We start from the raw sequence: 24,810 nt of genomic DNA on the forward strand, positions 1-24,810 counted from the left end.
TTACAAAGATTTATCACTATTTGCCTCCATTACCATGGCTATTCCTTTTCAGGTTTCACAAAATTTTATCGCGAAAAGCATTAGGTAAGTAAAGTAATTCAGTTTTACCGCTTATACACATTTTCGGATGCACCTGTGAAGAAGCAATAGGTATGTTCGTAGTCTTGCGATTCATCGCACGTTCTTAAAATGTTTGACGGGGAATGAGAAAGCGCACTTGACAAAATGAAAAACATGCATAGAATGGTAAGCAAAACAGCGGAAATAGCGTGTATCTCTTTGCAACGCTTAAAACCGAAAGGAAAGACTTAATGATTCAGACGGCTTACAAGGAAGCATATCGTCCACAGTTCCATTTTACACCGAAAACCAATTGGACCAACGATCCGAACGGCTTAATCCATTACAAAGGCGAGTTTCATCTCTTCTTCCAACATAATCCATCCGGTATCGACTGGGGCAACATGACGTGGGGACATGCTATCAGCACAGACCTCGTCCATTGGAAGCAACTCCCGCATGCCATCCACCCGGATGAACTCGGCACAATCTTCTCCGGTTCTGGCGTTGTGGATTGGAACAATACGGGTGGTTTTCAGACCGGCGACGAAGCGGTACTCGTCAATTTTTACACGTCTGCAGGCAGCCACGCCCCGAAAGAGGTGCCATTTACACAAAGTATCGCCTACAGCAACGATCGCGGACGGAGTTGGACAAAATATGAAGGGAATCCGGTCATTGAGCATATCGTGAGGGATAACCGCGACCCGAAGGTGATCTGGCACGAACCGACGCAAAAATGGGTGATGGCACTCTACCTTGACCAGAATGACTATGTCCTGTTCGGTTCAACAAACCTGAAGGAGTGGACACGGTTATCCGACTTACAGATTCCCGATACAGAATGCCCGGATATCTTCGAGCTTCCCGTTGATGGCGACCCCGATAATACTAAATGGGTTTTCTGGGGTGCGGCAGGGAAATATTACGTCGGTAATTTCGATGGAACAACCTTTACACCCGAAGGTGACGCGCATCGCGCTGACTATGGTGCCAACTTCTATGCAGCGCAAACCTGGAGCGATGTCCCAGAATTCGATGGCAGACGCATTCAAATCGCTTGGATGAGTGGCAGTAAGCCACCGGATATGCCTTTTAACCAGCAGATGAGTTTTCCGTGCGAACTAACCCTTCGGACGACTTCAGAGGGTATACGTCTACATCGAGAACCGGTTGCAGAGATCGAAAACATTCACACGTATACGCACGCGTGGAGCGACCTTCCGCTCAAACAGGGTGAAGATCCGCTTGCAGGTTTGACAGGTGAGTTGTTTGATATCCGTGCTGAAATAGCACTGAGCGATGCCACTGCCGTCGGTTTCAAAATTCGTGGGCAGGATGTCCGTTACGATGTCGCATCTCAGGAACTAACATTCTTAGAAAGGAGCGGACCCCTCGTGCCACAAAATGGGAAAATCCGCTTGCAAATTTTAGTTGACCGTATCTCTATCGAAGCATTTGGAAATGATGGTGAACTCTCAATGACGTCCTATTTTCTTCCAGATCTGGAGAACGCAGACATCGGAATCTACGCCGAGGGAAGTTCAGCGACATTGGTATCACTGAAAGTGCACGAATTGAGATCTTCGTGGGTTTGATGCCCAAAAAATGGAATCTATTGGGATACCCAATTACCAAAAAACGCGCCTGCAAAGTCTTATGAACTTTCAGGCGCGTTTAAATAAAAAAGAGTGTTTCTTAAATTAGTCGGCTTCTATAGACGTGCTTGTACAGCGCGACTGCAAAGCAGCCCAAACGTGCTAAACACTAAACGACTCACCACAACCGCATGTGTTTTTAGCGTTCGGATTAGTTATTTTGAAGCCTGAATCCATTAAGCCATCGTTATAGTCCAGGACGGAACCTGCGAGATAGAGTGTACTACGAGGATCGACGAAAATCTTCAAGCCATGAAATTCAAAAACTTTGTCGGTCCCTTTTGCGGTGCCAAACTCAAGATTATATTGGAAACCGGAGCATCCACCGCCGATAACCTGCATCCGCAAGCCAAGTTCGGATTCAGCTGAGGTTTCACTGTTGTTAATGAGGGTGGCCGCCTTTTGTGCGGCAGATTCTGTGACAGTAATCATAGTGGTTGCACCTCCTTTTTGGACAGAAAATCAGCAATTGCCATTTTTAAGACTTTTTCAGCAGTGTTCGCGTAACGTTGTTTATCCAGCGGCAGTCCTCCCAACGCTTCAGAAAGCTGCACAGCAGTAATTTCCAATGCCCGCGGGATCTGGGTGCCTGTAACCAGTTCAGTGAGGATCGAAGCACTCGCGATAGCAGTAGGGCAACCGAAGGCTCGAAATTTCGCTGCAACGATCACATTATCTGTTATCATGAGCGTGAGTTTTATCATCTCACCGTCAGCAGGAGAACCAACACTACCCGTGCCATCAGCATCGGTGATAGTTCCGATGTTGCGCGGGTTTTCGTAATGTTCGGTCACTTGTGGCGTATACATGAGACGTTGTAAATCGAGTTTACAAGGTTTTCCCCACGATTCACGAAATAAATTGTAATTTACAATTCCATTTAAAGAAACTTATTTTTCAATTATACGATATTTCCAGACACATGTCAAGTTTTTAAGTTCTAAATCAGATGGAGAGGACAGATGACACCCAAACAGCGATACCTTTTTGACTTAACGGGGTATATCCACCTCAAAAACGTCCTCAGCGATGAAGAATTGAAAAACGCTCAGGATGCCGTCGAGCGATGCGTCCAAACACCGCAGGATAAACTCCCGCCCGGTATTAGTTACGGTGGTGGTGGCTATTCCAACGGTTTTTCGTTCGACAAATCGCTTGAAGCACTCACACTTCATCCGAAAACGTGGCCGATCGTGAAGGAACTCACCGATAATAAGCCTCGTTTTAATCGAGGCAGCCTTCTTGCCAAGGGACCAGAGCACGATCAGGTTATTGGCAAGTTGCACTGTGCGCGTGAAGATTGTGGATGGCAGACGCGTCGCTACGACGTCAAGGATGGACAGATTCACTGCAACGACTTCGTCGTCTTTTTCTATTTCGCCGATGTCCACGCCGGCGATGGCGGCTTAGTCGTCCTACCGGGTTCCCACAAGGCAAACTTTGAACGTCCACAGGGGATCTTCTTCCCAGATCCGGAGGATCCACCCGATGAACTCCATCCGGCGTTAGTTAATGTGACAGCGCGTGCCGGCGACGCAATCGTTCTGTCCGAACTGTTGACACATGGAGTTCTCATCTGGAAACCGAAGGATCGGTATCGGCGATTTATCATCTTGCGTTACACAACACAGTTTTTCCAAGATGCAAGGGCACAGAGAGTCCCATTTCCACCAGAGGTGGTGGAACGACTTTCTCCCGAAACCATTGAACTCGTGCAACCCGCATCCTATACGCATATCAAGGAAATTGTCAAAAGTGAGTATATCCAGTTAACCTAACAGGTCAAGCAAAGATTGGGAAATCTTGCTTGATGCTTTCGGTGAAATATGCTACCATTCTTGCAATTGATACTGTGCCGCGTGGTTAGAAAGGTTACCACTAATTCACGTGCCATTATCTAACTGAAATCCTCAGAAAATTGTCCAGATTTCGCTTTTTTACTCTATTTGATGGGATTAGGAATCCCACCAGCAAACGGGAGGATGCACAATGCTCCAAAAATGTCAATTAACGCTCAGCTTAGCCCTCTGTCTTCTGCTGATACAGCCGCTCACAAGCTTCGCCGTAGAAGAATTCAAGGTCTCGGAGAATGGAAAGGGCGAGCAGATATGGTTTGAGGCGGAAGCCTTTGACGAAAGGGACTCCGCTGACGTCTATAAATTGGGTAAGGGTGAAAAGGCTGTAGATCCTGCCGATGGTGCCTTCGGGGATATTATCACGAACGCCGGTGCCGGTAAAAAAGGCTGGATACTCTACAGGTTCGACATCAGTCGTGCAGGCGGAAAAGCCGGGGACTGGCGGTTCATCGGGCGCGTTATTAATCCAAGCAACCATTCGGACTGGTTATGGGTTTTGGGCGACGATGGCGATAAGATTCCAGATGCTGAACCCGCCTTCGTCCGTCCAAATCACATTATCTTTGAAGAAAATATCCCCGAATGGACATGGAAGAAGACCGGAGATTTTGGACAGGATGCTGGCACGATTAATAAATTACAAGACGGTGAAAACGTCATGATGATATGGACACGGCAGAGTTCACTCCAGGTCCAGTACGACGTTTTCTGTTGGTCCAGTGACCTGGAATATCAACCTACGGATGAAGACTACGAAAAAGCGGACGAAAAAACTTTACCGGTGCACCCGGATGGATTGCTAACCACAACGTGGGGGCGGCTCAAGCAGTAGTTTCGTCCGATTCATCAGGCGTTTTTGGCTCTAACTCTGCTTGACACTCGGCACAATAACCGATGATTTCATTACGGAAGCGCACGGCTTTAAAGTCGTGTGCTTCACACACCGCTTTCTGCAAAGCATCGATTTGCGGTTCTTTAAACTCAACAATCTGATTACACCGCAGGCAGATAAGGTGCGCATGCTCCCGAAGTGAATGAATACTCTCATAGCGAGTATTCTTCTGCGCGTCAATGAATTCTGTCAACAATCCACTTCTCACCAGCAGCGGCAACGTCCGATAGATCGTCGGTCGAGACACCAGATAGCCGTTTCGACGCATCTGAACCAAGAGATCTTCTGTCTGAAAATGTCCCGGATAGTCAAAGACCTGGTTTAAGATGTCCAATCGCTTTTGGGTCAAACGGAGTCCACAACTTTTCAGATAATCTTCAAACTGGTTTGCAAACTCTGTATCGCGAGTAGTTTCTTCAGCGGTTTCCATTTTCCGACCCCTTTCAACTGGACGCAAAAGACAGACGACGACACGGTGGCGCAAGATCGTTCTTCACAGCATACTTATAATAGAGTTCAAGACCTTTGATCGCAGGTTCATCTAAGTCGTATTTGATGTGATGTTGTAAATAATCGCGACAAAGCGTTTCGGACAAACCAAGCTTCCGCGCTTCAATCCGTGCGATCTCTGGGATTTGTGCGATACCACGTGCTTTTGATTCGAGGAGTACCTTCGGTAAATTACCAAGCTGCGCTTCTGTCCGGGCAACCCAACAAGCGTAGACAAAGGGTAAACCGGTTAACTTATACCACGCCTTACCAAGATCTAAGTTATATTCCGTTGAACCCAGATGCCTGAGAGCTGGATCCCCAATCAGGAGGACCGCATCAAAAGGTGGATCTTGGCGATCCTGAAGGGCAGTCTTTGGATTTACTGTCGGTCTGCACGTTGTGAACGCTGGGGAGATTCGATACTTCTCAGCCAGCAGAATTTTTAACAGCGCAATAGAGGAGCGGGAATTCGTATCGAGTCGACTGAAGAGTTGGATACTTTGGACGCTTCCGTGAGACGCAATGGATATATCAGGTAGGATACAGTAAGACGCATGCGAAGGATTCGCTCGAAAATATTCGATAGTCGAGATCAATCCTACCTCAATATCACCCCTACTTAAGGATAACGCGAGACGGCTCGGAGTATCAATACTGAATTCAATATCCGTTTGGATTTCCTCGTTCAATATCGGATGAATAAGCGGTTTAGTGTTTAGGAACGAGACCGCACCAACCCTTAAGCGGCTTTTCTGTACCACCGATTCCCCTCTCGAATGATCTCATTGTAAAGCGTATCACGCTCAACAGGCACGAAGCCAGCCTCCTCAATGAGGTGTGTGAGTGTCGAGACGGAAACCGCCTCTGGCGTGTCCGCTCCCGCCATGTGTGTGATTTTTTCCTCGGTTACGGTGCCATCAATATCATCAGCCCCGAAACGGAGTGCGACCTGTGCGGTTTTCAAGCCGGTCATTATCCAGTAAACTTTAATATGCGGCAAATTATCGAGCATCAAACGAGCAACAGCGATGTTCCGAAGATCGGTTAGCCCCGTCGTCGATGGGAGATACGCCATGCGAGTGTTCAAAGGATGAAACGCAAGTGGGATGAACGTCACAAAACCACCTGACTTATCCTGTTGTTCCCGCAGCCGAATGAAATGATCGACTCTATCCTCGTTTGTCTCAAGATGCCCGTAAAGCATCGTTGCATTTGTCGAAATACCGAGACGGTGTGCGATATCGTGAACCTCCAGCCATCCTTCTGCGCTCAGTTTTCCTGGGCAAATCTTCTCCCGCGTTTCTTCCGCAAATATTTCAGCACCGCCACCAGGCAACGAATCCAAACCCGCATCCCGTAATTCGGTTAAAACTTCTTCTATTGACATTTTAAAGATACGTGAGAAGTGGTGAATTTCAACAGCTGTGAAGAATTTGAGATGGACCTGTGGCATCCGTTCCTTCAGCCCGCGGATCATATCCAAGTAGTAATCGAAAGGTAATTTAGGATGTAAGCCACCAACACTATGAATTTCAGTGCATCCGTGCTCGATAGAATACATCGCCTTGTCTAAAAAATCATCAACACTCATTTCCCATGCCCCCTCGGTTTGCATGTTTTTCCGGGCGAAGGCACAAAAATGGCACCGGGCGTGTAGAATGCAGACATTTGAATAATCAATATGCTGGTTGATGTTGTAGTAAGTGACGTTTCCATTGAGACGTTCACGGGCATGGTTCGCTATAAATCCAACGCCTGTAATATCCGGACTTTCATAAAGCGAGACCCCTTCCTCAAAGGAGAGTCGTTCTTCTGCCTTGACTTTCTCATAGATTTCAGGCAACTTGGGGTCGGTAAAACGGCTATAGTTCTCCATCATTTCTTTTATCCTAATCGGTTCTCCATTTTCCTACGAATTTGGCAAGCCAAAACTTGCTATAGACAGTGAAAAATTGCTTGACAGTTGTCTCTTAATAAAGGTATTATAGCACAATAACTTTAAAGGATGCAAATCTTTTTTAGGTGTTAACAGTCAGCAGTTAGTTACACACCGTAGGAGCGGTTTGTAGATGCTTTTATGGGGTTTGGACACGCAAAGGGGAGCAGATAAACTTATGCCAAAATTAGGGCTTATTCATTACAACTACGCAAGTAAATCCCTTGACGATTTTCTGAAATTTACGAGTGAAACGGGATTTGACTACGTCGAATTACAAATTAGCGATGTATGGAACTCGGATGTTGCCAATCCTGAACAAAACGCCGAAGCCGTAAGAGCACAGGTTGAAGGTTACGGTTTACAGGTCTCTGCACTTGCTGCGGGGAACGATTTTGTTGTGTTGGAAGAGGAGGCTATCCAGTCCCAAGTGGCACGGATGGAACGCATCGCAGGACTTGCGAAACTTCTCGGCTCTTCAGTACTCCGCACTGAGGGTGGCTCCGCAAAAGATGCTGTCCCCGAAGGTCGATGGGTTGAAGCAATGGCTGGATGTCTCACACGATGCCTTGAATTCGCCGAACGTGATGAGGTCTACTTGGCAGTCGACAACCACGGCATCGTTACAAATGACGGTGACTTGCAGGTAGAACTCTTTGAACGTGTCGGTTCTAAATATGTCGGTGCCAACATGGACACAATGAATTACCGTTGGGCGGGTCACGATTTAAAAACCGTGGGCAGATATTATGAGATCGTCGCGCCTTATACATTACACACGCACCTCAAAGACGGGACAGGTTCGCGTGCGGATTACCGCGGTGAAGCACTCGGTGAGGGTGAAATAGATCTCACGAAAGCAATCCGCTGTCTCAGAGAGGCAGGCTATGAAGGTGTCTGGTGCTGCGAATATGAAGGTAGGGAAAACGATGGCACGGGTCAAAGAAAAAGCTTTACTTGGATGCAAGCGAACCTGTAACCAATGAATGAACACTCTCGTATCATTACACTAACAACCGATTTCGGCACAAGCGATACGTATGTCGGAACCATGAAAGGGGTCATCCTCGGTATTAATCCGAATGTGCAGATCGTTGACCTCACGCACGCTATCCCACCACAAGATATCTACGAAGCGGCTTTCTCAATTTATGCTGCCCACAGTTACTTTCCAAAAGGAACGATTCATATCATCGTGGTGGATCCAGGTGTAGGGAGTGATCGACAAGCAATAGTTAGCCACATAGACAAGGCATTCTTCGTCTGTCCCGACAATGGCGTGTTGAGTTATCTATTGCATAGTGCTGAGAACGAGGCAGCACAACCCGTGGATTCCGTGGCGATTCAAAACAGTGCGTACTACTTGCCAGAAGTCAGCAACACATTCCACGGTAGAGATATTTTCGCGCCTGTTGCGGCACATCTATCGCTCGGTGTGCCGCTTGGTGACATCGGTCCACCGGTGCAAACCCTCGTTCAATTACCCATTCAAGTGCCTGAACTCTCCGGTAATATACTGACAGGGCAAATTGTTAAAATTGACAGATTCGGGAATGCCATAACAAATATATCGGAAACCGCAATTGCTCGTTTAGAAGATGCGTCTATCGGAGAGATACCTGTTTATGAAATTAGAGTTGGCGGTGTGAGACTGAATCGACTGAACTGTGCTTACGCTGAATCTGGCATCGGTAAACCGCTGGCAATCATCGGAAGTTATGGGTTGTTGGAAATTGCTATCAATGGTGGAAACGCCAAAGAAGGTTTAGGAATAAAGTGGGGTGACCCCGTGGTAATGCAGCGGTTTGATTGAATATATAAGCCCAAGCGGGTTAGAATAAAATAGAATTAGATCCATAAAGGGGGATAGAAGGGAATTGAAACAGATTACATTAACTGGAATCAAACCAACAGGACAGCCGCACATCGGAAACTATCTCGGCATGATCAAACCGGCACTGGAGCTCGCGAAGGATTTTCAAGCCCTGTACTTTATAGCCGATTATCACGCACTCACGACCGTAAGGGATAGGAAGGAGTTGAGGCATCTAACTTATCAAGCCACTGCGACGTGGTTAGCGTTGGGATTAAACCCTGATGAGGTAATTTTCTACCGGCAGTCGGACATTCCAGAAGTGTTCGAATTGTCTTGGGTGTTGTCCTGTTTTACAACAAAGGGCTTGCTCAACCGCGCACACGCTTATAAAGCGATCGTTGATGACAATGTTGCCGAGGGGCGTGAAGAGGATAAGAACATTAACGCAGGGCTCTTCACCTATCCAGTTTTGATGGCAGCAGACATTCTGCTGTTCGGAACACACGTTGTGCCGGTCGGACTTGACCAGCAGCAACACCTCGAAATTACACGCGATGTTGCCTTGACGTTCAACAAAAATTACGGCAACGTCTTAACGATTCCGGAAGCCGTCATTCGGAAAGAGGTGATGACGATTCCTGGAATCGACGGTAGAAAGATGAGCAAAAGTTATAACAACGTCATCCCGATCTTCGCGCCTCCTAACCAAGTGCGTAAACCCGTCATGCACATTGTAACCGATTCCAAGCGTCCAGAAGATCCGAAAGACCCGGACGAATGTAGTATCTTTGCGATCTACCGTCATCTCGCTGATGCGGATGCTGTTGCAGCGAAGCGACAACTTTATCTCGACGGTGGACTCGCCTACGGTGAGATGAAAAAAGAGTTGTTCGCGTTGCTGGAGGCTACCTTTTCCGAACAACGCGATCGGTATAATACCTTCATGGAAGCCCCGGATGAGTTGGATAAAATACTCGAAAAAGGGGGAGAAAAAGCACGCGATATCGCGGGACCCATTCTGGCGAAGGTTCGCAAGGCGGTTGGCGTGAGCGTTTGAATTCAGTCATACGGAACGGGTTATGGGAAAGTCTATAATCTCGATTCGCACGGTTGCTAACGTATTCCATCGCCCGCTGAAAACAATTGTTCAAGAGACAGAATTAATTTTGTTTGCTAATTGTTGGGCATGTCTGCTACAATGGCAAAATAGCGTTGCTATAAAAAAAACTTGCATTTTAATGCAAAATATGTCAAAATATATTTAACTCCTATTTCTACCTTGCGCGGAACATCAGGCAATCAACATGCGCCGATAGTTTGGCAGACAGTGGAGTAATGCCACGAAACAGTCCGCGTTGCGGCGCGGCAAATCTCTAAAGAAAGTGAGAGGATTCAAATGAAATTTAACGCTTTAACATTTATCCTGTTTAGTTTAGGGCTGATAGCGATCAGTCTCGTTACGGTGAACAGTAGTAGTGCTGCAATTGACCCGAGCAGTGTTGTCGGTATTTGGCTGTTTGACGAAGCGGGTGGAAGCACAGCAATGGATGCCTCAGGAAACAATAATCATGGAACGATTGTCAACGCACCTATATGGGTGGACGGACGATTCGGTAGTGCTTTAGCATTTGATGGCAGCTGTGTCAACACAAACAAAAAACTCCTCAACGGCGTGCGTGAATTCACAGTCGTTGCGTGGGTGAAACCGGGGAATATCACAGAGAATCGTATCGGATTGATAGGACAGAACGATTCACCGGAATTCGGTTTTATTAACCCTGGTACCGTTGCGTTGTGGACACCAACTGCCGGTAGTAATAATCACCCATACGAACACCCACCCGGTGAGTGGCATCATGTCGCCGCTGTAGCTTCCGGAGAATTCACAAAAGTTTACATTGATGGCACTGCGACGACGGTCAACGGAAATTGGCCCAATCACGGCAGATCCGATTTCAATGTGAACATCGGCGGATGTGGCGTTTGGGACGGTACTGGCAACTGGTTCACAGGGGCAATGGACGAAGTCGGTCTCTTCCACGCACCTTTGACGGATGCCGATATTGCTGATATTATGAATAATGGCTTGACTGCCTTAGGAGTTGCGGTGGAACCCGCTGGGAAAATCGCAGTAACTTGGGGCATCCTCAAGCAGAAAGAATACTAAGCAATTTTAAGCACAGGACGGGTTGACGGAGCGGCTCTCACCGCCGTATCCGCAACCTGTCCTATGTCCCTTTAACCGATAAACCCCAGCCCGAGACTCGTTTAAAGAAAACAAATCCCAAAGCTGGGGCAAAATTTATCAGCGCAACGGGACGCAAAAACTGTTGCCATCCCATCGCGGTATTTTCAATCCGACTCCAACTGCCTAAGCAGATAGAGTCACACTGAAACGTTTACAAAACAGACTACATGTTCCTGTCCGCGTCGTCATACCGACGGGGCTCGCGGCGTTGTTCGCGCGGGCGCGCCGGGTTGACTTTCAGCGGACGTCCCATCATCTCTTGGCCATCCAATGCTTCTATCGCTCGCTCGCCGTCCTCTTGGTTTTCCATCTCAACGAAGCCAAACCCTTTGGAGCGACCATCGTACCGGTCACGAATAATCGTAGCCGTTCCAACCTGACCATACTCTCCAAAGAGTTCTTCGAGGTCGGTTTCCGTGGCCGCATAAGGCACGTTGCCAACGTAGATATTCATCTCGTTTCTCCTTTTAGAAATTATATGTCCCCTAACCAAGCATCACGAAGAGAATCGGCACATTCACGCGAACCGTGCCTCTCAAAAAACCGGTATAGGGAATAGAAATACGGGAAAATGAGAAAACTGAGCACTGTCAGCATTTTCAAAGGCAGAAATTTGGCAGCAAGCGTAGGCGGACATTGCACGCAATGCCCAAAATGCAAAGATTGGCAAAAATTAACTCTCATCAATCTCTCTTTGGAAGCCTTGTCACACTTTACAATGAGCATGTTTCGGTTCCAAACCGTAAAACTGTCAAAACACTACTCGTAACTTTGCCAGCGGACATTATCCACATTTCCCTTAGATTTACATTAAATTATATCACAATTTATATGACTTGTCAATATTAATTTCATTTGTTGAATAATTTTATTTCTTTTCTGACACAAAACCCCTGAATTTATTCGGCGGTCTATCACTTCGCGGTCATCCAATTATCGCCGATGCCTGCCTCTGTCCGGAGGGGTACCCGAAGCGACATTGCGTTCTCCATCTCTTCACAGACAATTGCGGCATGCTCCGCCGCGAGTGCCTCCGGTGTCTCAAGCACCAACTCATCATGAATCTGTAGAAGCATTTTCAACGGAAGTTTGTCCTTATCAATACGATGCTGGACCTGAACCATTGCTGCCTTCATTAAATCTGCAGCAGAACCTTGCACCACAGTATTGATTGCAAGTCGCTCCCCGAGGTTTCGCCGACTCCGGTTGGTAGCATAGATTTCAGGTATGGCACGGCGTCTGCCGGTGAGTGTGCTAACATACCCATGATCCGATGCCTGCTGGATGCACTGCTGTAGAAAACGATCTATCCCCGGAAAGCGCGTTTTGTAATCATCAATAAGGGCTGCCGCCTCTTTCACACGCATCCCCTTAATCCGACGTGAGAGACCTGTTGGCGAAACCCCATAAATGATACCAAAATTGATGGTCTTCGCCTTGTCACGAAGTTCACGCGTAACCGAGGCAGCCGGTACCTCAAAGACCTGCACAGCAACCGTTGTATGGATGTCTAAATCTTGGGTAAAGGTCTCGATTAAACTTTCATCTTCACTAAAGTGTGCGAGGATGCGAAGTTCGATCTGTGAATAATCTGCACAGATTAACTTATGCGCTTCTGGTGCCGTAAAAGCGCGCCGTAACTGTCTACCAATCTCAGTTCGGACAGGAATGTTCTGCAAATTCGGGTGGTCAGACTTCAAACGTCCTGTCGCTGTTGTTAACTGATAGAGGTGTGTGTGAATGCGCTGTGTTTTGGGGTCAACTGCATTCTGGAGTTGCGCCAGATACGTGCTCTGTAACTTACGGAATTGGCGGTACTCAATTATTAAACGCGGCACGCTGGTCTTCGGATCGTTGATATCCTCCCTCAGCGAGAGTGCCTCTAACACAGTCACATCAGTGGAGATTTTGCCACCCCGTGTCCGTTTCACAGGTTTGAAACCGAGTTCATCAAACAGGACTTGCGCCAGTTGTCTCGGTGAATCAATATTGCACGGATACCCAACGATTTCGTGAATCTCCTTTTGCCGAGAATCAACGAGTTCGCTAATCACAACGCTTTGACGTTTGAGTTCCTCCTTATTGCAAACAATACCGTTATACTCCATTTCAGCGAGAATAGGCGCGAGGGGTGACTCTATATCACGCGCTAACGCTGTGATCCCCATCTCATCAAGTTGAGGCGTAAGGAAATGATAAAGTCGGAGGGTAATGTCAGCATCCTCTGCTGCGTAAATTGTGGCTTGTTCCAATGGCACTGCATCAATCGTTTTCTGGCGACCTGCTTCTGCTTCAAACAGTTCACCTAAGTCTGTCGCTGCGTCAGTGGGTGTCGCATCGCCTGAATCCGTCGTGAGTTCCTCAAACGAGATCATCTTGTGCTCTAAATGGAGCAACGCCAGTGTATCAAGGTTGTGGGAGGGGGTCCGCGCATCAACTAATTGACTTGCGAGCAGCGTATCGAAAACAGCACCTTGGAGTTTCACACCGTTCCTGATAAGAATGCCGGCATCAAACTTCAGATTATGTCCACATTTCGGTAACGCCGGATTCTCCAAAATCGGTTTAAGTGCAGAAAGCACGGTGTCTGTATCCAAATGACTTTCAGGTTGCGGTGAGCGAACGGGGACGTAAACGCCATGCTTCGGTTTCCATGAGAAACTTAACCCGCACAGTATCGCGTCGCGTTCCAAGCCATCCGTTTCGGTATCAAAACTGATAATCTCCTGTGACGATAGCGTATCAACGAGAGCTTCCAGTTGCTCAAGCGTAACGATCGCCGAATAGTCCCCTGTTTCAGCGGTGTCGTAGTTGCCTTTGTCCAAAATGGCATCTGTTTTCTGCGCTAACGCCGCAACCCGTTCCTTGCGTGTCGTTGGTGTAGGCGTAACAGCGGACGTAGAATCACCACCCGCAATCTCCCTCACAACCTGCTCGTAGCGTTTGAGTTCTAACTCTTGGAAGAGTGGGAGGATCTTCTGGAGGTCAAGCGGTTTGACCCTTGCTTGCTCTATGGAGAAGTCCGAAGTGGCATCTCGTTTCAAGGTGACAAGCTCTCGTGAAAGATTGAGTTGTGAACGTGCCTTCTCCAAATTTTCGCGACGTTTCCCTTTAATCTCATCAATGTTCTCAAAAATGCCTTCAATGGAGCCGTACTGCTGAATCAATTGCGCTGCGGTTTTCAAGCCGACTTTCTCAACGCCTGGGACATTGTCTGAAGTATCTCCCATTAAGGCAAGCGTATCAACAACCTGGGACGGTTTTATGCCTTTCATTTCCCACAGCGACCGCTCATCGATAATCTTATCGTTATGGAGGTCAAGCATTGTAACCCGGTCGTTGATTAACAACTGTTCAAGGTCTTTGTCTTTAGAAATAATACTGATATTAACATCACGTGCTTCTGGATCGTCAAGGATTGCCTGTGTGACAGAGGCGATGATGTCGTCTGCTTCCAACTCAGGTTTACCGAGTGTCAAGATACCAAATGCCTCAAGCAACTCCAGAATGCGATGAATCTGTGTCACCAGATCATCAGGGGCTGGAGAACGATTCGCCTTGTATTCCGAATAAAGTTCATTGCGAAACGTGTTCCCTGGTGTATCAATCGCAGCGACGACATATTTTGCCTGAAGTTGCGTCAGAATCCTAATAAGTGTGCCAGCGAACCCGAACACAGCATGGGTCGCCTCGCCGGTGATGCTGCTCGTCAACCCGCTACGAATCGCATAATAAGCCCGAAATATTTCTGCGTGTGTATCAATAATATAGACGGTATCTTTCTGTTCGTTTTGCATTATTCCTATGCCTGCCTCCTAATCGGGGAAATGCCATTGACGCAAGGAGTCTGATGCTGACAAACCCGCCTCTTGCCCGAGCGCGAACGCCGTCGCGATCAGGTTCCGCTCGCCAGATATGATGTCACCCGCCGCAAAGAGTCCGGGGATCGGCTCTCCACTGCTGTCCAACATCTGCATATCCTCGTTTGCGACAATCAATCCTTCCTCATCCTTTTGGTAATCCCATCCCTCAAGAAACTTTGTGTTCGGGATGAGCCCTTCATCGACGAGGAAACCGTGGAAAAACAATTCGCTCCCATCAATCATCTCAAATCCCAAGAGGTTCGTTTTTTCGCCAATGTGCCGTTTTATTTTTGTTTCAATGATATTAATTTTACGTGCTTTCACCTGCTCCAACACAGAGGACGACATACCGTGGGGTCTACCGTTTGTTAGAATTGTAATTTTATCCGTAAAATCTTGCGCCCCAATCGCTGCCTCATAGATATAGTCTCCAACACCGAGGAGTGCGAGATGCTCGTTGACATGTAAGTGTCCATCACAACGGATACAGACGTGCCACCCTTTCCGATTGCCTGCATAGCGAAATACCGTCGCATACTGTTTATATAAACGCTCAGCATCGGGGTCAAATTCAATGTCGGGCCACTTATCATCAAATCCAGCGGCAACGACGACGGTGCGAGCTTTAAAGAATTCCATCTCCAGTAGTGTATTTTGTTTAATCGTTTTTGTGGAGGCTTCGAGTTCAAATAGGTCGCCGTTTCGTGTAAGTCTCGCAACCATGCCATCGCGTATATCAATGCCTGTCTTACGTTTCTCTGAACCCAGCATAAAATCGACGACAGGGCGGCTCTCCATCCATTTCATGAGTTCTTTCGCAAAGTGAGGTCCAATGATACCGGGAAAGACCGGCGCATCTTCAATTTCTACGGACTTTGACCAGTAAGCGCGACCCCGACTAAAACTCACCTTTCCTGAGTGCAGCACCAAAACATGCCGCATTTGATGGCTCGCTGAAACCGCCGCTTGCGCACCAGCAGGTCCCGCGCCAATCACCGCAACGTCGTAAATCGTTTCTTGCATGATTTTTTCCTTTTTTCTAATTTTTCTTACGGTTAAACAACGATCGTTGTATCCATAAGGTAAAATTAAAAACCGTACTTTTTCCACTTTTCATCGACTAACGCAATCACCTCATCAGACATTTGGATCTCCTGGGGCCACTCGCGTTGATAACCTTCCTCCGCCCATTTCGTTGTCGCATCGATACCCATCTTCGATCCCGCACCCATGAGCGGTGCCGCATGGTCCAGCACATCAACAGGACCTTCGACAATCGTTACATCCCTTTTCGGATCGACGTTGCTACCGACATAGAAAAGCACCTCTTCGAGATTCTGAACGTCTACCTCTTTATCAACAACGATGATAATTTTGCTGAACATTAACTGCCCGAGTCCCCACAGGCTGTGCATAATCTTCTTTGCCTGATACGGGTAGCGTTTGTCGATAGAGATCAGCGCAAAATTGTGGAATACACCGAACAACGGTAGATTCATATCGACGAGTTCTGGCAGCTGCGTTTTAATCAACGGCATGAAGATCCGTTCAGTTGCCTTACCCATGTAGCAATCCTCCATCGGCGGTTTACCGACGATGATTGTCTGATAGATAGGATTTTTTCGATGCGTAATCGCTGTGATGTGAAGAAGTGGGTACTCATCTGCCAAGGAATAAAACCCAGTATGGTCACCGAAGGGTCCCTCTATACAGGTTTCGTTTGGCTCAATGTATCCTTCAATCACGATGTCCGCATCTGCAGGCACGAGCATATCAATCGTCTTGGCAGGCACCATCTCCACATTCGATTTTCGGAGAAACCCCGCGAAGAGGAGTTCATCAATCCCAGAGGGAAGGGGTGCCGTGCCGATATAAGACATCACTGGATCCCCACCGAGTGCGATTGCGACGGGCATCTGTTGCTCGGCTTGACGATATTCGCGATGATGACCAGCACCGTCGTGATGAATTTGCCAGTGCATCGCTAAAGCGTAGGGCGTTATTTTTTGTAAACGGTATGTCCCGACGTTACGTTGACCCGTTTTGAAGCTATGCGTGAAAACCTGGGGTAGGGTGATGTATTTATCGGCATCAAGGGGCCAGCATTTAATGAGCGGCAACACATCTAAGGATGCGTTCTCACCCGTAAGGACGACCTCTTGACACGCGCCTTTTTTTACCGTCTTCGGGGGAAAATTCGTCAATTGCGACAGCAGTCGGAGAATTTTTATCTTATCAAGGAGGGAATCGGGGGGTCCCAACTTAATCATACTCTCAATTTCCGACGCGATGTGCCCAAGATCATCAACTCCGAGAGCCATCGCCATCCGTTGATAAGACCCATAGGTATTGATGAGAAGCGGCATTCGACTGCCTTCAACTTTTTCAAAGAGAAGCGCAGGACCCTCTGCTTTGCTCACACGGTCGGTGATTTCAGCGATTTCTAAGTCCGGTGATACAGTTGTTTTTATCCGTTTGAGTTCACCTGCTCGATCCAGAGCTTTAACGAACTCCGCGAGGCTATCGTATGCCATGCATATCCTTTCTTTAATCAGTGTTGATTAGATAATTAATTAACCGCCGCGACAACCGTTTAACGCCCTCTACCGACTTTCCAGAATCTGGCTGAGTCCTTGTTGATAGTTCTGATTTTCCGGTTCAAGTTCCAACGCTTTTCGGATCGCCTTCTCTGCTTGGGGATAGTCGCTACGTCGGAAATCAATGAGTGCAAGCGTGTTGTAATAACTCGCGCCGTTCGGATCCAAGCGGATGGCTTCTTGAACATAACGCCGCGCCGCTTCTAAATCCGCTTTCGCTTGACGCGCATAACACATACCCAAATTATGATATATCTCTGGATTGTCAGGGGTTAATGACGCGCTCGTCTTATATGTATCAATTGCCTCTGCATAGTGTTTCTGTTTCAGCAAAATGGTTCCAATCTTTAGATGTGCCTCTAAAAATCGGGGTTCCAGCGCGGCTGCACGTCGGTAATGTTTCAGTGCAGATTCCGCTTCATTCTGACTGAAATACGCCAAACCGAGTCCTGCGTATGCCTTTGCAAAATTCGGTTGGAGTTCCAATGCTTTCTGCTGTGCAGTAACGGCTTCCGAGTGTTTACCAAGCATCGTGTAAGCGATACCCAAACCGTTATGAGCCGCCACAAGTTCGGGATCCATTCCGAGTGCTTTTTGGTACTCCCAAACCGCTTTCTCGTAAAACCCGTTTTTGAGATAGAGTCTCGCGATGTTGGTGAGAATCCGGGCGCGTTCGGCTGTTCCTTGTTCCCGTTGTAAAGCACCTCGCAATTCCTGGAGTGGCATCAGTGCCGATTTTTGCCTCTCAAAGAGTGCCATCTGCTCACGCGCTGCATCTGGATTTCCTGCGCGGAGGGACGCTTGTGCGAGATTATAGAGTGCCTCAACTAACGTCTCATCGTGCTTATATGCCGTCTGATACGACGCAATTGCATCCGTCCACCGCTTTTCCTGCGCATAGAGCAGCCCTAACTGATAGTGCGCAGCTGCGAATTCTGGGGCAATGCCAATTGCACGTTGTTGGTGTGCTATCGCTGCGGAACGTTCGCCACGTTTGCTATAGACATTCCCGAGTTGATGGTGAATCATCTTATCGTTCGGATCCAAAGCAACCGCGACTTTGTAAGCGTCGAGTGCTTCGGCGTAACGGTGCATGTTCGCGTAAGCACTCGCCAAAGCCGCGTGGGTATATGCCGAATCGGAAACGAGCACGATCGCACGCTGATATGCAGCTACAGCATCTTCAAATTTTTCAAGCCCGGTATACGCCAATCCTAAACCGTAGTAAGCAGCGGCACTATCGGCGTTGTGTCCAGATCCTTCGCTTTCGGAGACTGGATTCGCTTCCATTGAGGCAATTATTTGATGGTACTCGTCAACTGCTTCCTTGTAAGCCTCAATTTGGAGGTACACTTTCGCAAGTTGCAGTCGAGTCTCAATCCGTGTGCCATCAACAGCCAGTTCTGCCTTATAAGTACGAATTCGCGTTGTGATGTCCACAGCATGTGACATCTCCTGACAGAAAGCATCCAGAACCTGCCAAAGGGTGAGGTTGCATACCACGAATGCCACCAACGCTACTGTGTTGTAGGAAAGTTTCCGTGCCACCTTCTACCGTCCCGGCGATGAAATGGAAACACCACCTAAAAACGTTGTTTGAGTCGTCCCCACGTGGTAGTCAATTTATCCTGTGGTTCTACCGGCGTAAGACCGGCGATTGCATCCCCAGAGACCGTGACATCATCAAAACTCGCGGCAGTCTCCCACGCCCAAACACCGGCTTGCCCGGCGGAATATCCAGCACCGGTTTCGTCCTTGAGTTCACCCTGCTCTTCACCGTTAATCCAGAGTTTCATTGAATCGCCTTCCACAACGACCCGCATGTCAAACCATTCGCCGTTCGCGATGGTGACGTTGGATCCAGGAAGTTCACCGATCTTGTCGCGAGCATCCCATGCCCCTGTCTTGTGTCGCCAAAGCTCGGTCTTGTTATTCGGGACATTGAGATAGTAGACATAATATTCCATCTCACTTTGGGCGCGATAAACAACACCCGCCCAGTTTCCTTCATCGAGTCGAACTTTTGCCTCAACGGTGTAATCTTCCCATTCAGCGTCACCGATGAGAGAGTGTTCAGCTCTACCGCCCTTAGCGAGTTTATAAGTGCCATCTTCAACACTCCAAGAGCCGTTAGCGGGAGCCCAATCGTCCGCATCCGTCTCAAACGACCAAGTTTGTTCGCCGCCAAAAGCGACGGAGGCTACGAGTAAACAACTTACAACAAGTAAAAAAAGATGTTTCACAATTTGCTCCTATGTAGTGCGATATGCAAGTACTTATACGCTGTGGCAGGGTTAGATGAACATTAACGGAGACCGTAGGGGCAGGTCTTGTGCCTGCCCACACATTACCCCAAAACATCTGAGGTTGAATCACCCAAAAATTAGTAAACCCGTTTGAGTCGTCCCCACGTTGTCGTGAGTTTATCATTCGCATCAACGGCAAGGGTATCCACGATATCGTCACCGGTAACCGTAACGTCATCAAAACTCGCCTCGGTTTCCCATGCCCACACACCGATTTGACCGGTTTTGTAGGTATCGTCTTTATGCTCACCTTGAAGTTTACCGTTGAGATGAATCTCAAAGTCACCACCCTCAACGACGACCTTCATATCAATCCATTCCTCGTTCTTTATCTGGACCTTTTCCACAGCCGGAATTTGCGCGATGTTGTCGCGGGCAGCCCAGCCACCCTCTTTGTGTCGCCAGAGTTCCGTCTTGTTATTCGGGACGTTGAGATAGTAGACATAGTACTCCATCTCGCTTTCTGCCCGAAAAACGATACCCGCCCAATTGCCAGCGTCTAACCGAACTTTCGCCTCAATCGTGTAGTTATCCCATTCCTCTTCACCAACGAGCGTATGTTCAGCTTGTCCACCTCGGTCAACGTGATAGATACCACCTTTGATTTCCCAATCTCCGTTCGCGACTTTCCAGTCATCGTGCTTCTCCTCAAAATCCCACAATTGGGTGCCTGCGAAAGTTGGTAGCGAAAACGCGACCCCCAAAAGCATGATGAGGCTCAAAGTGACCAGCTTTGAGAATCTAATAGCCGTTTTCATACCTTCTCCTCCTATTTTTCGTGAATACAATTTAGAACTTGTCAATACATTTCTACCATTGTAGTGATGGCAGAAATCCTACAAATAGAATAACGTTAAAAATCAAAAAAGTCAACATTAACTTCAAGAATGTTAGGGCTATTTAGTTCTTCTGTAGGAGCGGCTGTCTGCTCGCGAATTCATACGCAAATCAACCAAAACTGCTAAATACTCTACTTTTCTCTGTTTTATTTGACAAAAAACAGGATCTGAGCTAAAATTATAGGGAAGATTTCCGAAACTTTCACTTTTGTACATGAAAGTTACTGAGGCTGAGAATGAGCCTTCAATATTATTTTGATAGGCATTTTTTATCCCCATCTTCCGCGCGTGCGGTTTTTAATCAAGATTCCATGCCATCCCTATGGGATATTTGTTCCCGCGGAGGCAACCCCCGTCTGATTTACAAATACCCCCTCTCCCCTCCCACTTTACAGAAAATAAGTATAAATTGCCATAATGACCGCGTGTTGCCTTTTACGTGCGGATGGGCTACCTTCGACCCGCGTAGGACTTTTGCAGAACGCGCACCCCTTTGCTGTCCCTGCAATACGGGACGGTCCGACAAGAGGCTATTCTCCTCTCCTATCACTTTCAACTCCAAAAACCTTGCAAACTCTGATAGGCATTTTCCATTAGTGTGGATATGGCCCTTTCAAGTCGTATTTGAAAAGGCAGAAAACCGCTGGAACACTTTGTTAACCGTGGCACAGCATACTTTCCTGAAAGGATAAGGAACTGAAACGATGAAAAGATTTTGGACATTTTTTCTTATTGCGCTAACACTGAATTATTGGCTTCCCGTTGCTGAGGCACAAGATTTGGCTGCTGCAAATAAATTTCCAGCGGCGGGTCCGAAAATAGAGGGACCGTGGCTATGGATAATTGTCCCGACGGAGTCCCCAGGAGGCGGACTCGCCGCTGCCTCAGGTATAGACTGGTTGGCATCAGCAAGCGGCGGCTCTGTGACAGAACAACAGATTGCTACAAACGGCGTAACCGCACGCAGCGCAGTTGGAGACAGGGACTGGACTCTCGGTACACTCGCTCCGACTGGCGGGAATAACATTAGGCACATGGTGAAGGCTATCGGTTTGGCGAATGATTTCAATATAGATGATCACGTTGTTTACGGCTCTATCATCTTGGATTCGCCTCAACAACAAAATACTACGATGTATGTCGGGAGTGATGATGCTGTCAAAGTCTGGCTCAACGGTGTCATGATTCATAATAATCCCATTGATCGGGGGGCTACCGACTACCAAGAGTCTTTCCCCGTTACCTTGAAAAAGGGAAAAAATATCTTATTAGTCGCTGTTTACGAGCGGACTGGATCGACGAGCGGCTTTTTCGGGTTCGCAGATGCTGCAGCGTATAGCCTGATAGTCCCACTGCCCGTGCATATCGGCGCGGCACAACGTCCTCCAATGTATTGGGTAGACGCTGGCGTGATCTATGCACTCGTCGGGGAAGATGTCCAAAAATTCGCACCGGATGTGAATAATGCGTTAAGCATCGCAGTCGACGCGAATGGTAATAAAATCTATTGGACGGAGGGGACGGGTGAGAGTGTCGGCACAATCAATAGTGCGAACCTTGATGGTTCGGGCGTTACAAGAGTTATCTCGATCCCCGCGGTCCCGATAAGCATTGCCGTTGACACTGCGGAAAGTAAACTCTATTGGACGAACTCCCGTGGCAGAATCCAGCGTGCGAACCTCGATGGTTCCAACGTCCAAAACGTGGTGACAGACCTGCCATTTCCGGTAGATATCGCTGTAGCAGATGGCAATGTGTATTGGAGCCGACTGGACGGGAGGGTTCAGTTTATGAACCTCAAAGGTCAAAAAGTGATTCGCGATATCTCCACAGACGGGTTTCGCTGCACCCTTGCTATTGGAGGTGGGAAAGTCTACTGGACGGAGGCGACTGGCGACAGTTCAGGCACAATCAATAGTGCGAACCTCGATGGCACAGGTTCGACAGAACTCGCCTCGATCTTGGCGGCTCCGCTAAGCGTTGCCGTTGATACTGCGGGAAGTAAACTCTATTGGATGAACTCCCGTGGCAGAATCCAGCGTGCGAACCTTGATGGTTCCAACATCCGAAACGTCGTTGACGGTTTAGGGCAACCGTTCAAAATCGTGATTAGCAACAGCATTACGACACCCGCGTCGCCCCCTGCGACGACCCCCAAGCCCACAACACCCGTCTCGAAATACGATGTCAACGGAGACGGCACGGTCGATATCATGGACGTAGAGGTAGTGTTTACTGCCTTGTGCAGTGGAAACCCGCCAGCGACTCCGGGAGAACTTGATGTTACTGATGATGGTCAACTGACGATTCAAGACCTCGTGGCGGTCAGCCAGAACATAGAGACTTCGGAGGCCGCAGCGGCTCCAGCATTCCGTATGAAACTGACTGGTACCCAGATAGCCCGCATCCAAGAACAGATTGACCTATTGCGGGCAATGAACGATAGGTCACTCGGTGTCCAGCGGACCCTGGCGTATCTCCATAGTCTGCTCACAGGGGCACGTCCTGAGAAGACCCAGCTCTTGGCAAACTATCCGAATCCCTTCAACCCTGAAACATGGATTCCTTACGAGTTAGCGACCGACACGAACGTACAAATCACGATTTACAATACGCAAGGTGTTGTGGTGCGGACGTTGCAGCTCGGACATCAAGCCGCTGGCTACTACACGAGTCGCGACAGGGCGGCGTATTGGGACGGTCGGAATGTGCTTGGTGAGCCGGTAGCGAGTGGTATCTATTTCTATCAACTCCGGGCGGACAACGTTTCAGCCTTGCGAAAGATGCTTATCTTAAAATAGTATCATAAGACCTGATGAGAGCTGGGATGCTGATGTTTATTAGCTTCCCGGGTATCGCTGATGAGCAAGTTGAGTTGGATGAGCGAGTATCTTCTTCAATAAATGATGCCCTACTTCCATCTCAGATCCTATTAGGCGAGGTTCCCATACCTCGCCTAATATATTTAACGCGAGTTCGATAAAGCCGTTAATGTCGCGTCCACCATCAATGGACGATAGCATTCTGCACTAACTAACAGTTTATGCTACAAAAGATAGTGGGATGCCTCTGATAATCCGATGCGGAGGGCATATCCCAAGCTGACATTATCTACGGTAGATTTTACAATCTACGATGACCGATATATTTGTTTAAACTTCATTCAGTTTGTGCTACAATGCCCTTTATGGAACTTATGCTAAATAGTATTGAGATATACTTAGGGACCATCGATTATAAAACTACGAAATAAGAAAGGAAAACACTTTGCGTATAAGGATCTTAATCACACTTTTTATCGCCTGCTTTGCTATGATAGAGGCAACTCCGGCAGTGCTAAAAGTCGGTCTTATCTATGATGTGACCGGGCGCGGCGATCTCTCGTTCTGCGATGCTGCCTACGCAGGCGCGAAAAAAGCGGAAGACGAATGGGGGTTCAAGCTCACAGAAGTCACCCCAAGCCTCAGCACAGACACCGAATTGACGCTCCGCAGGCTCGCGAAACTGAAATATGATCTCATCATCGGTGTCGGTTTCCTTTTTCAAGAACCGATGAATCGTGTCGCGAGCGATTTCCCAGATGTCAAGTTCGCGCTTATCGACGCAGTCATAGAACAGCCCAACGTCGCCTCGCTCACCTACCGAGCACACGAAGGCACATTTCTTGCCGGTGTCATTTCAGCATTAAAAACAGAGGAAAAGCAGATAGGTTTCATCGGAGGGATGAAGGTGCCATTGGTTGAGGCTTTTGAAATCGGCTATCGTGCTGGTATTAAAGCAACAAATCCCGATCTTGAACTGGTCGCGGATTACGTAGGTGTTACACCACAAGCATTCAACGATCCAGCGAAAGCGAAAGAACTCGCCCTCTCTCAATACGGTCGTGGCATAGATATTATCCTCGCCGCTGCAGGTGCGAGCGGTCTCGGCGTTCTTGAGGCAGCAAAGGCAACAGAAAAGTCTATCATCTGGGTCGATTCCAACGGGAACAACCTCGCCCCCGGTTTGGTGCTCACGAGTGTCATCAAAGGGGTGGAAATATCGGTTTATGAGACAATAAAGAGTGTCCAAGAAGGGAGTTTCTCTGGCGGTTTGAAAGATTATGGGCTTAAAGAGGGGGGCGTTGAGTACATCGTTGATGAGGTCAATCGCGACCTTCTCTCGGACGAAATTCTGGAACAGGTCGAGGCATTTAAGGCAAAAATTATCGCGGGCGATATCGTCGTCCCACATGAACGGCAATAGAG

General features: G+C 48.0%; 21 protein-coding genes. 9 read left to right on the top strand and 12 right to left on the bottom strand.

Annotated elements, in window-relative coordinates; all coding sequences use genetic code 11:
• Positions 1-311: 311 nt before the first annotated feature.
• Entirely contained in the window at positions 312-1,658 is a 1,347-nt protein-coding gene (locus tag J4G07_09280; protein MCE2414183.1) for a glycoside hydrolase family 32 protein, read from the top strand.
• Between the two features lie 162 nt (positions 1,659-1,820).
• Here J4G07_09280 and J4G07_09285 read toward each other — a convergent pair whose 3' ends face one another.
• Both J4G07_09285 and J4G07_09290 read right to left on the bottom strand, forming a co-directional pair.
• On the bottom strand, positions 1,821-2,150 hold the full coding sequence (locus tag J4G07_09285) for an iron-sulfur cluster assembly accessory protein (GenBank protein MCE2414184.1): 330 nt from the start codon (positions 2,148-2,150) through the stop codon (positions 1,821-1,823).
• Entirely contained in the window at positions 2,147-2,527 is a 381-nt protein-coding gene (locus J4G07_09290) for an iron-sulfur cluster assembly scaffold protein (protein ID MCE2414185.1), read from the bottom strand. The genes J4G07_09285 and J4G07_09290 overlap by 4 nt, the downstream gene beginning before the upstream one ends.
• A 153-nt stretch (positions 2,528-2,680) precedes the next feature.
• Between J4G07_09290 and J4G07_09295 the strand changes: the two genes are divergently transcribed.
• On the top strand, positions 2,681-3,496 hold the full coding sequence (locus J4G07_09295; protein MCE2414186.1) for a phytanoyl-CoA dioxygenase family protein: 816 nt from the start codon (positions 2,681-2,683) through the stop codon (positions 3,494-3,496).
• Positions 3,497-3,707: 211 nt separating this feature from the next.
• A complete protein-coding gene (locus tag J4G07_09300) occupies positions 3,708-4,406 on the top strand; it encodes a hypothetical protein (protein MCE2414187.1) in 699 nt (232 codons plus the stop codon).
• On the opposite strand, the gene J4G07_09305 is transcribed toward J4G07_09300, so the two are convergent.
• Genes J4G07_09305 through mqnE form a run of 3 tightly spaced genes read right to left on the bottom strand, consistent with a single transcriptional unit; the run spans position 4,396 to position 6,834 of the window.
• Entirely contained in the window at positions 4,396-4,896 is a 501-nt protein-coding gene (locus J4G07_09305; GenBank protein MCE2414188.1) for a transcriptional repressor, read from the bottom strand. The two genes, J4G07_09300 and J4G07_09305, sit on opposite strands and share 11 nt — an antisense overlap.
• Positions 4,897-4,909: 13 nt before the next feature.
• Positions 4,910-5,719 (bottom strand): menaquinone biosynthesis protein, encoded by an 810-nt coding sequence (locus tag J4G07_09310; protein MCE2414189.1) that lies wholly within the window; start codon positions 5,717-5,719, stop codon positions 4,910-4,912.
• On the bottom strand, positions 5,698-6,834 hold the full coding sequence (mqnE, locus tag J4G07_09315; protein ID MCE2414190.1) for an aminofutalosine synthase MqnE: 1,137 nt from the start codon (positions 6,832-6,834) through the stop codon (positions 5,698-5,700). Before mqnE ends, J4G07_09310 begins: the two co-directional genes overlap by 22 nt.
• 193 nt (positions 6,835-7,027) lie before the next feature.
• On the opposite strand from mqnE, the gene J4G07_09320 reads away from it, so the two are divergent.
• From J4G07_09320 to J4G07_09335, 4 genes are all read left to right on the top strand, one after another.
• A complete protein-coding gene (locus J4G07_09320) occupies positions 7,028-7,873 on the top strand; it encodes a sugar phosphate isomerase/epimerase (protein ID MCE2414191.1) in 846 nt (281 codons plus the stop codon).
• A 21-nt stretch (positions 7,874-7,894) separates the two neighbouring features.
• The gene (locus tag J4G07_09325; GenBank protein ID MCE2414192.1) at positions 7,895-8,707 is read left to right on the top strand and encodes an SAM-dependent chlorinase/fluorinase; all 813 of its coding nucleotides are present in this window, start codon (positions 7,895-7,897) and stop codon (positions 8,705-8,707) included.
• 64 nt (positions 8,708-8,771) lie between these two features.
• Positions 8,772-9,767 carry a tryptophan--tRNA ligase gene (gene trpS, locus J4G07_09330; GenBank protein ID MCE2414193.1) on the top strand — a complete coding sequence of 332 codons (996 nt, stop codon included), beginning with the start codon at positions 8,772-8,774 and terminating at the stop codon, positions 9,765-9,767.
• A gap of 339 nt (positions 9,768-10,106) precedes the next feature.
• Entirely contained in the window at positions 10,107-10,877 is a 771-nt protein-coding gene (locus J4G07_09335; protein ID MCE2414194.1) for a LamG domain-containing protein, read from the top strand.
• A gap of 244 nt (positions 10,878-11,121) precedes the next feature.
• On the opposite strand, the gene J4G07_09340 is transcribed toward J4G07_09335, so the two are convergent.
• From J4G07_09340 to J4G07_09370, 7 genes are all read right to left on the bottom strand, one after another.
• On the bottom strand, positions 11,122-11,412 hold the full coding sequence (locus J4G07_09340; GenBank protein MCE2414195.1) for an RNA-binding protein: 291 nt from the start codon (positions 11,410-11,412) through the stop codon (positions 11,122-11,124).
• Between the two features lie 460 nt (positions 11,413-11,872).
• Entirely contained in the window at positions 11,873-14,755 is a 2,883-nt protein-coding gene (polA, locus tag J4G07_09345; protein ID MCE2414196.1) for a DNA polymerase I, read from the bottom strand.
• Positions 14,756-14,773: 18 nt separating this feature from the next.
• Entirely contained in the window at positions 14,774-15,844 is a 1,071-nt protein-coding gene (locus J4G07_09350) for an NAD(P)/FAD-dependent oxidoreductase (protein MCE2414197.1), read from the bottom strand.
• Between the two features lie 65 nt (positions 15,845-15,909).
• Entirely contained in the window at positions 15,910-17,355 is a 1,446-nt protein-coding gene (locus J4G07_09355) for a menaquinone biosynthesis decarboxylase (protein MCE2414198.1), read from the bottom strand.
• A 69-nt stretch (positions 17,356-17,424) separates the two neighbouring features.
• Positions 17,425-18,966, bottom strand: coding sequence for a tetratricopeptide repeat protein (locus J4G07_09360; GenBank protein ID MCE2414199.1), 1,542 nt, complete (start codon positions 18,964-18,966; stop codon positions 17,425-17,427).
• A gap of 35 nt (positions 18,967-19,001) precedes the next feature.
• Entirely contained in the window at positions 19,002-19,661 is a 660-nt protein-coding gene (locus J4G07_09365; GenBank protein MCE2414200.1) for a DUF1080 domain-containing protein, read from the bottom strand.
• Positions 19,662-19,801: 140 nt separating this feature from the next.
• Positions 19,802-20,482, bottom strand: coding sequence for a DUF1080 domain-containing protein (locus J4G07_09370; GenBank protein MCE2414201.1), 681 nt, complete (start codon positions 20,480-20,482; stop codon positions 19,802-19,804).
• Positions 20,483-21,267: 785 nt separating this feature from the next.
• Between J4G07_09370 and J4G07_09375 the strand changes: the two genes are divergently transcribed.
• Positions 21,268-23,364, top strand: coding sequence for a DUF5050 domain-containing protein (locus tag J4G07_09375; GenBank protein ID MCE2414202.1), 2,097 nt, complete (start codon positions 21,268-21,270; stop codon positions 23,362-23,364).
• A 466-nt stretch (positions 23,365-23,830) separates the two neighbouring features.
• Positions 23,831-24,808: a BMP family ABC transporter substrate-binding protein gene (locus J4G07_09380; GenBank protein ID MCE2414203.1), complete on the top strand. Its 978-nt coding sequence runs from the start codon at positions 23,831-23,833 to the stop codon at positions 24,806-24,808.
• Positions 24,809-24,810 lie beyond the last annotated feature (2 nt).

It is taken from the genome of Candidatus Poribacteria bacterium (genome assembly GCA_021295715.1).
Classification (GTDB): Bacteria; Poribacteria; WGA-4E; order WGA-4E; family WGA-3G; genus WGA-3G.

Coding starts and splice junctions, on each gene's coding strand:
- J4G07_09280 (MCE2414183.1), top strand. CDS start 312: ATGATTCAGACGGCTTACAAGGAAGCATATCGTCCACAGTTCCATTTT.
- J4G07_09285 (MCE2414184.1), bottom strand. CDS start 2,150: ATGATTACTGTCACAGAATCTGCCGCACAAAAGGCGGCCACCCTCATT.
- J4G07_09290 (MCE2414185.1), bottom strand. CDS start 2,527: ATGTATACGCCACAAGTGACCGAACATTACGAAAACCCGCGCAACATC.
- J4G07_09295 (MCE2414186.1), top strand. CDS start 2,681: ATGACACCCAAACAGCGATACCTTTTTGACTTAACGGGGTATATCCAC.
- J4G07_09300 (MCE2414187.1), top strand. CDS start 3,708: ATGCTCCAAAAATGTCAATTAACGCTCAGCTTAGCCCTCTGTCTTCTG.
- J4G07_09305 (MCE2414188.1), bottom strand. CDS start 4,896: ATGGAAACCGCTGAAGAAACTACTCGCGATACAGAGTTTGCAAACCAG.
- mqnE (MCE2414190.1), bottom strand. CDS start 6,834: ATGGAGAACTATAGCCGTTTTACCGACCCCAAGTTGCCTGAAATCTAT.
- J4G07_09320 (MCE2414191.1), top strand. CDS start 7,028: ATGCTTTTATGGGGTTTGGACACGCAAAGGGGAGCAGATAAACTTATG.
- J4G07_09335 (MCE2414194.1), top strand. CDS start 10,107: ATGAAATTTAACGCTTTAACATTTATCCTGTTTAGTTTAGGGCTGATA.
- J4G07_09340 (MCE2414195.1), bottom strand. CDS start 11,412: ATGAATATCTACGTTGGCAACGTGCCTTATGCGGCCACGGAAACCGAC.
- polA (MCE2414196.1), bottom strand. CDS start 14,755: ATGCAAAACGAACAGAAAGATACCGTCTATATTATTGATACACACGCA.
- J4G07_09350 (MCE2414197.1), bottom strand. CDS start 15,844: ATGCAAGAAACGATTTACGACGTTGCGGTGATTGGCGCGGGACCTGCT.
- J4G07_09355 (MCE2414198.1), bottom strand. CDS start 17,355: ATGGCATACGATAGCCTCGCGGAGTTCGTTAAAGCTCTGGATCGAGCA.
- J4G07_09370 (MCE2414201.1), bottom strand. CDS start 20,482: ATGAAAACGGCTATTAGATTCTCAAAGCTGGTCACTTTGAGCCTCATC.
- J4G07_09375 (MCE2414202.1), top strand. CDS start 21,268: ATGAAAAGATTTTGGACATTTTTTCTTATTGCGCTAACACTGAATTAT.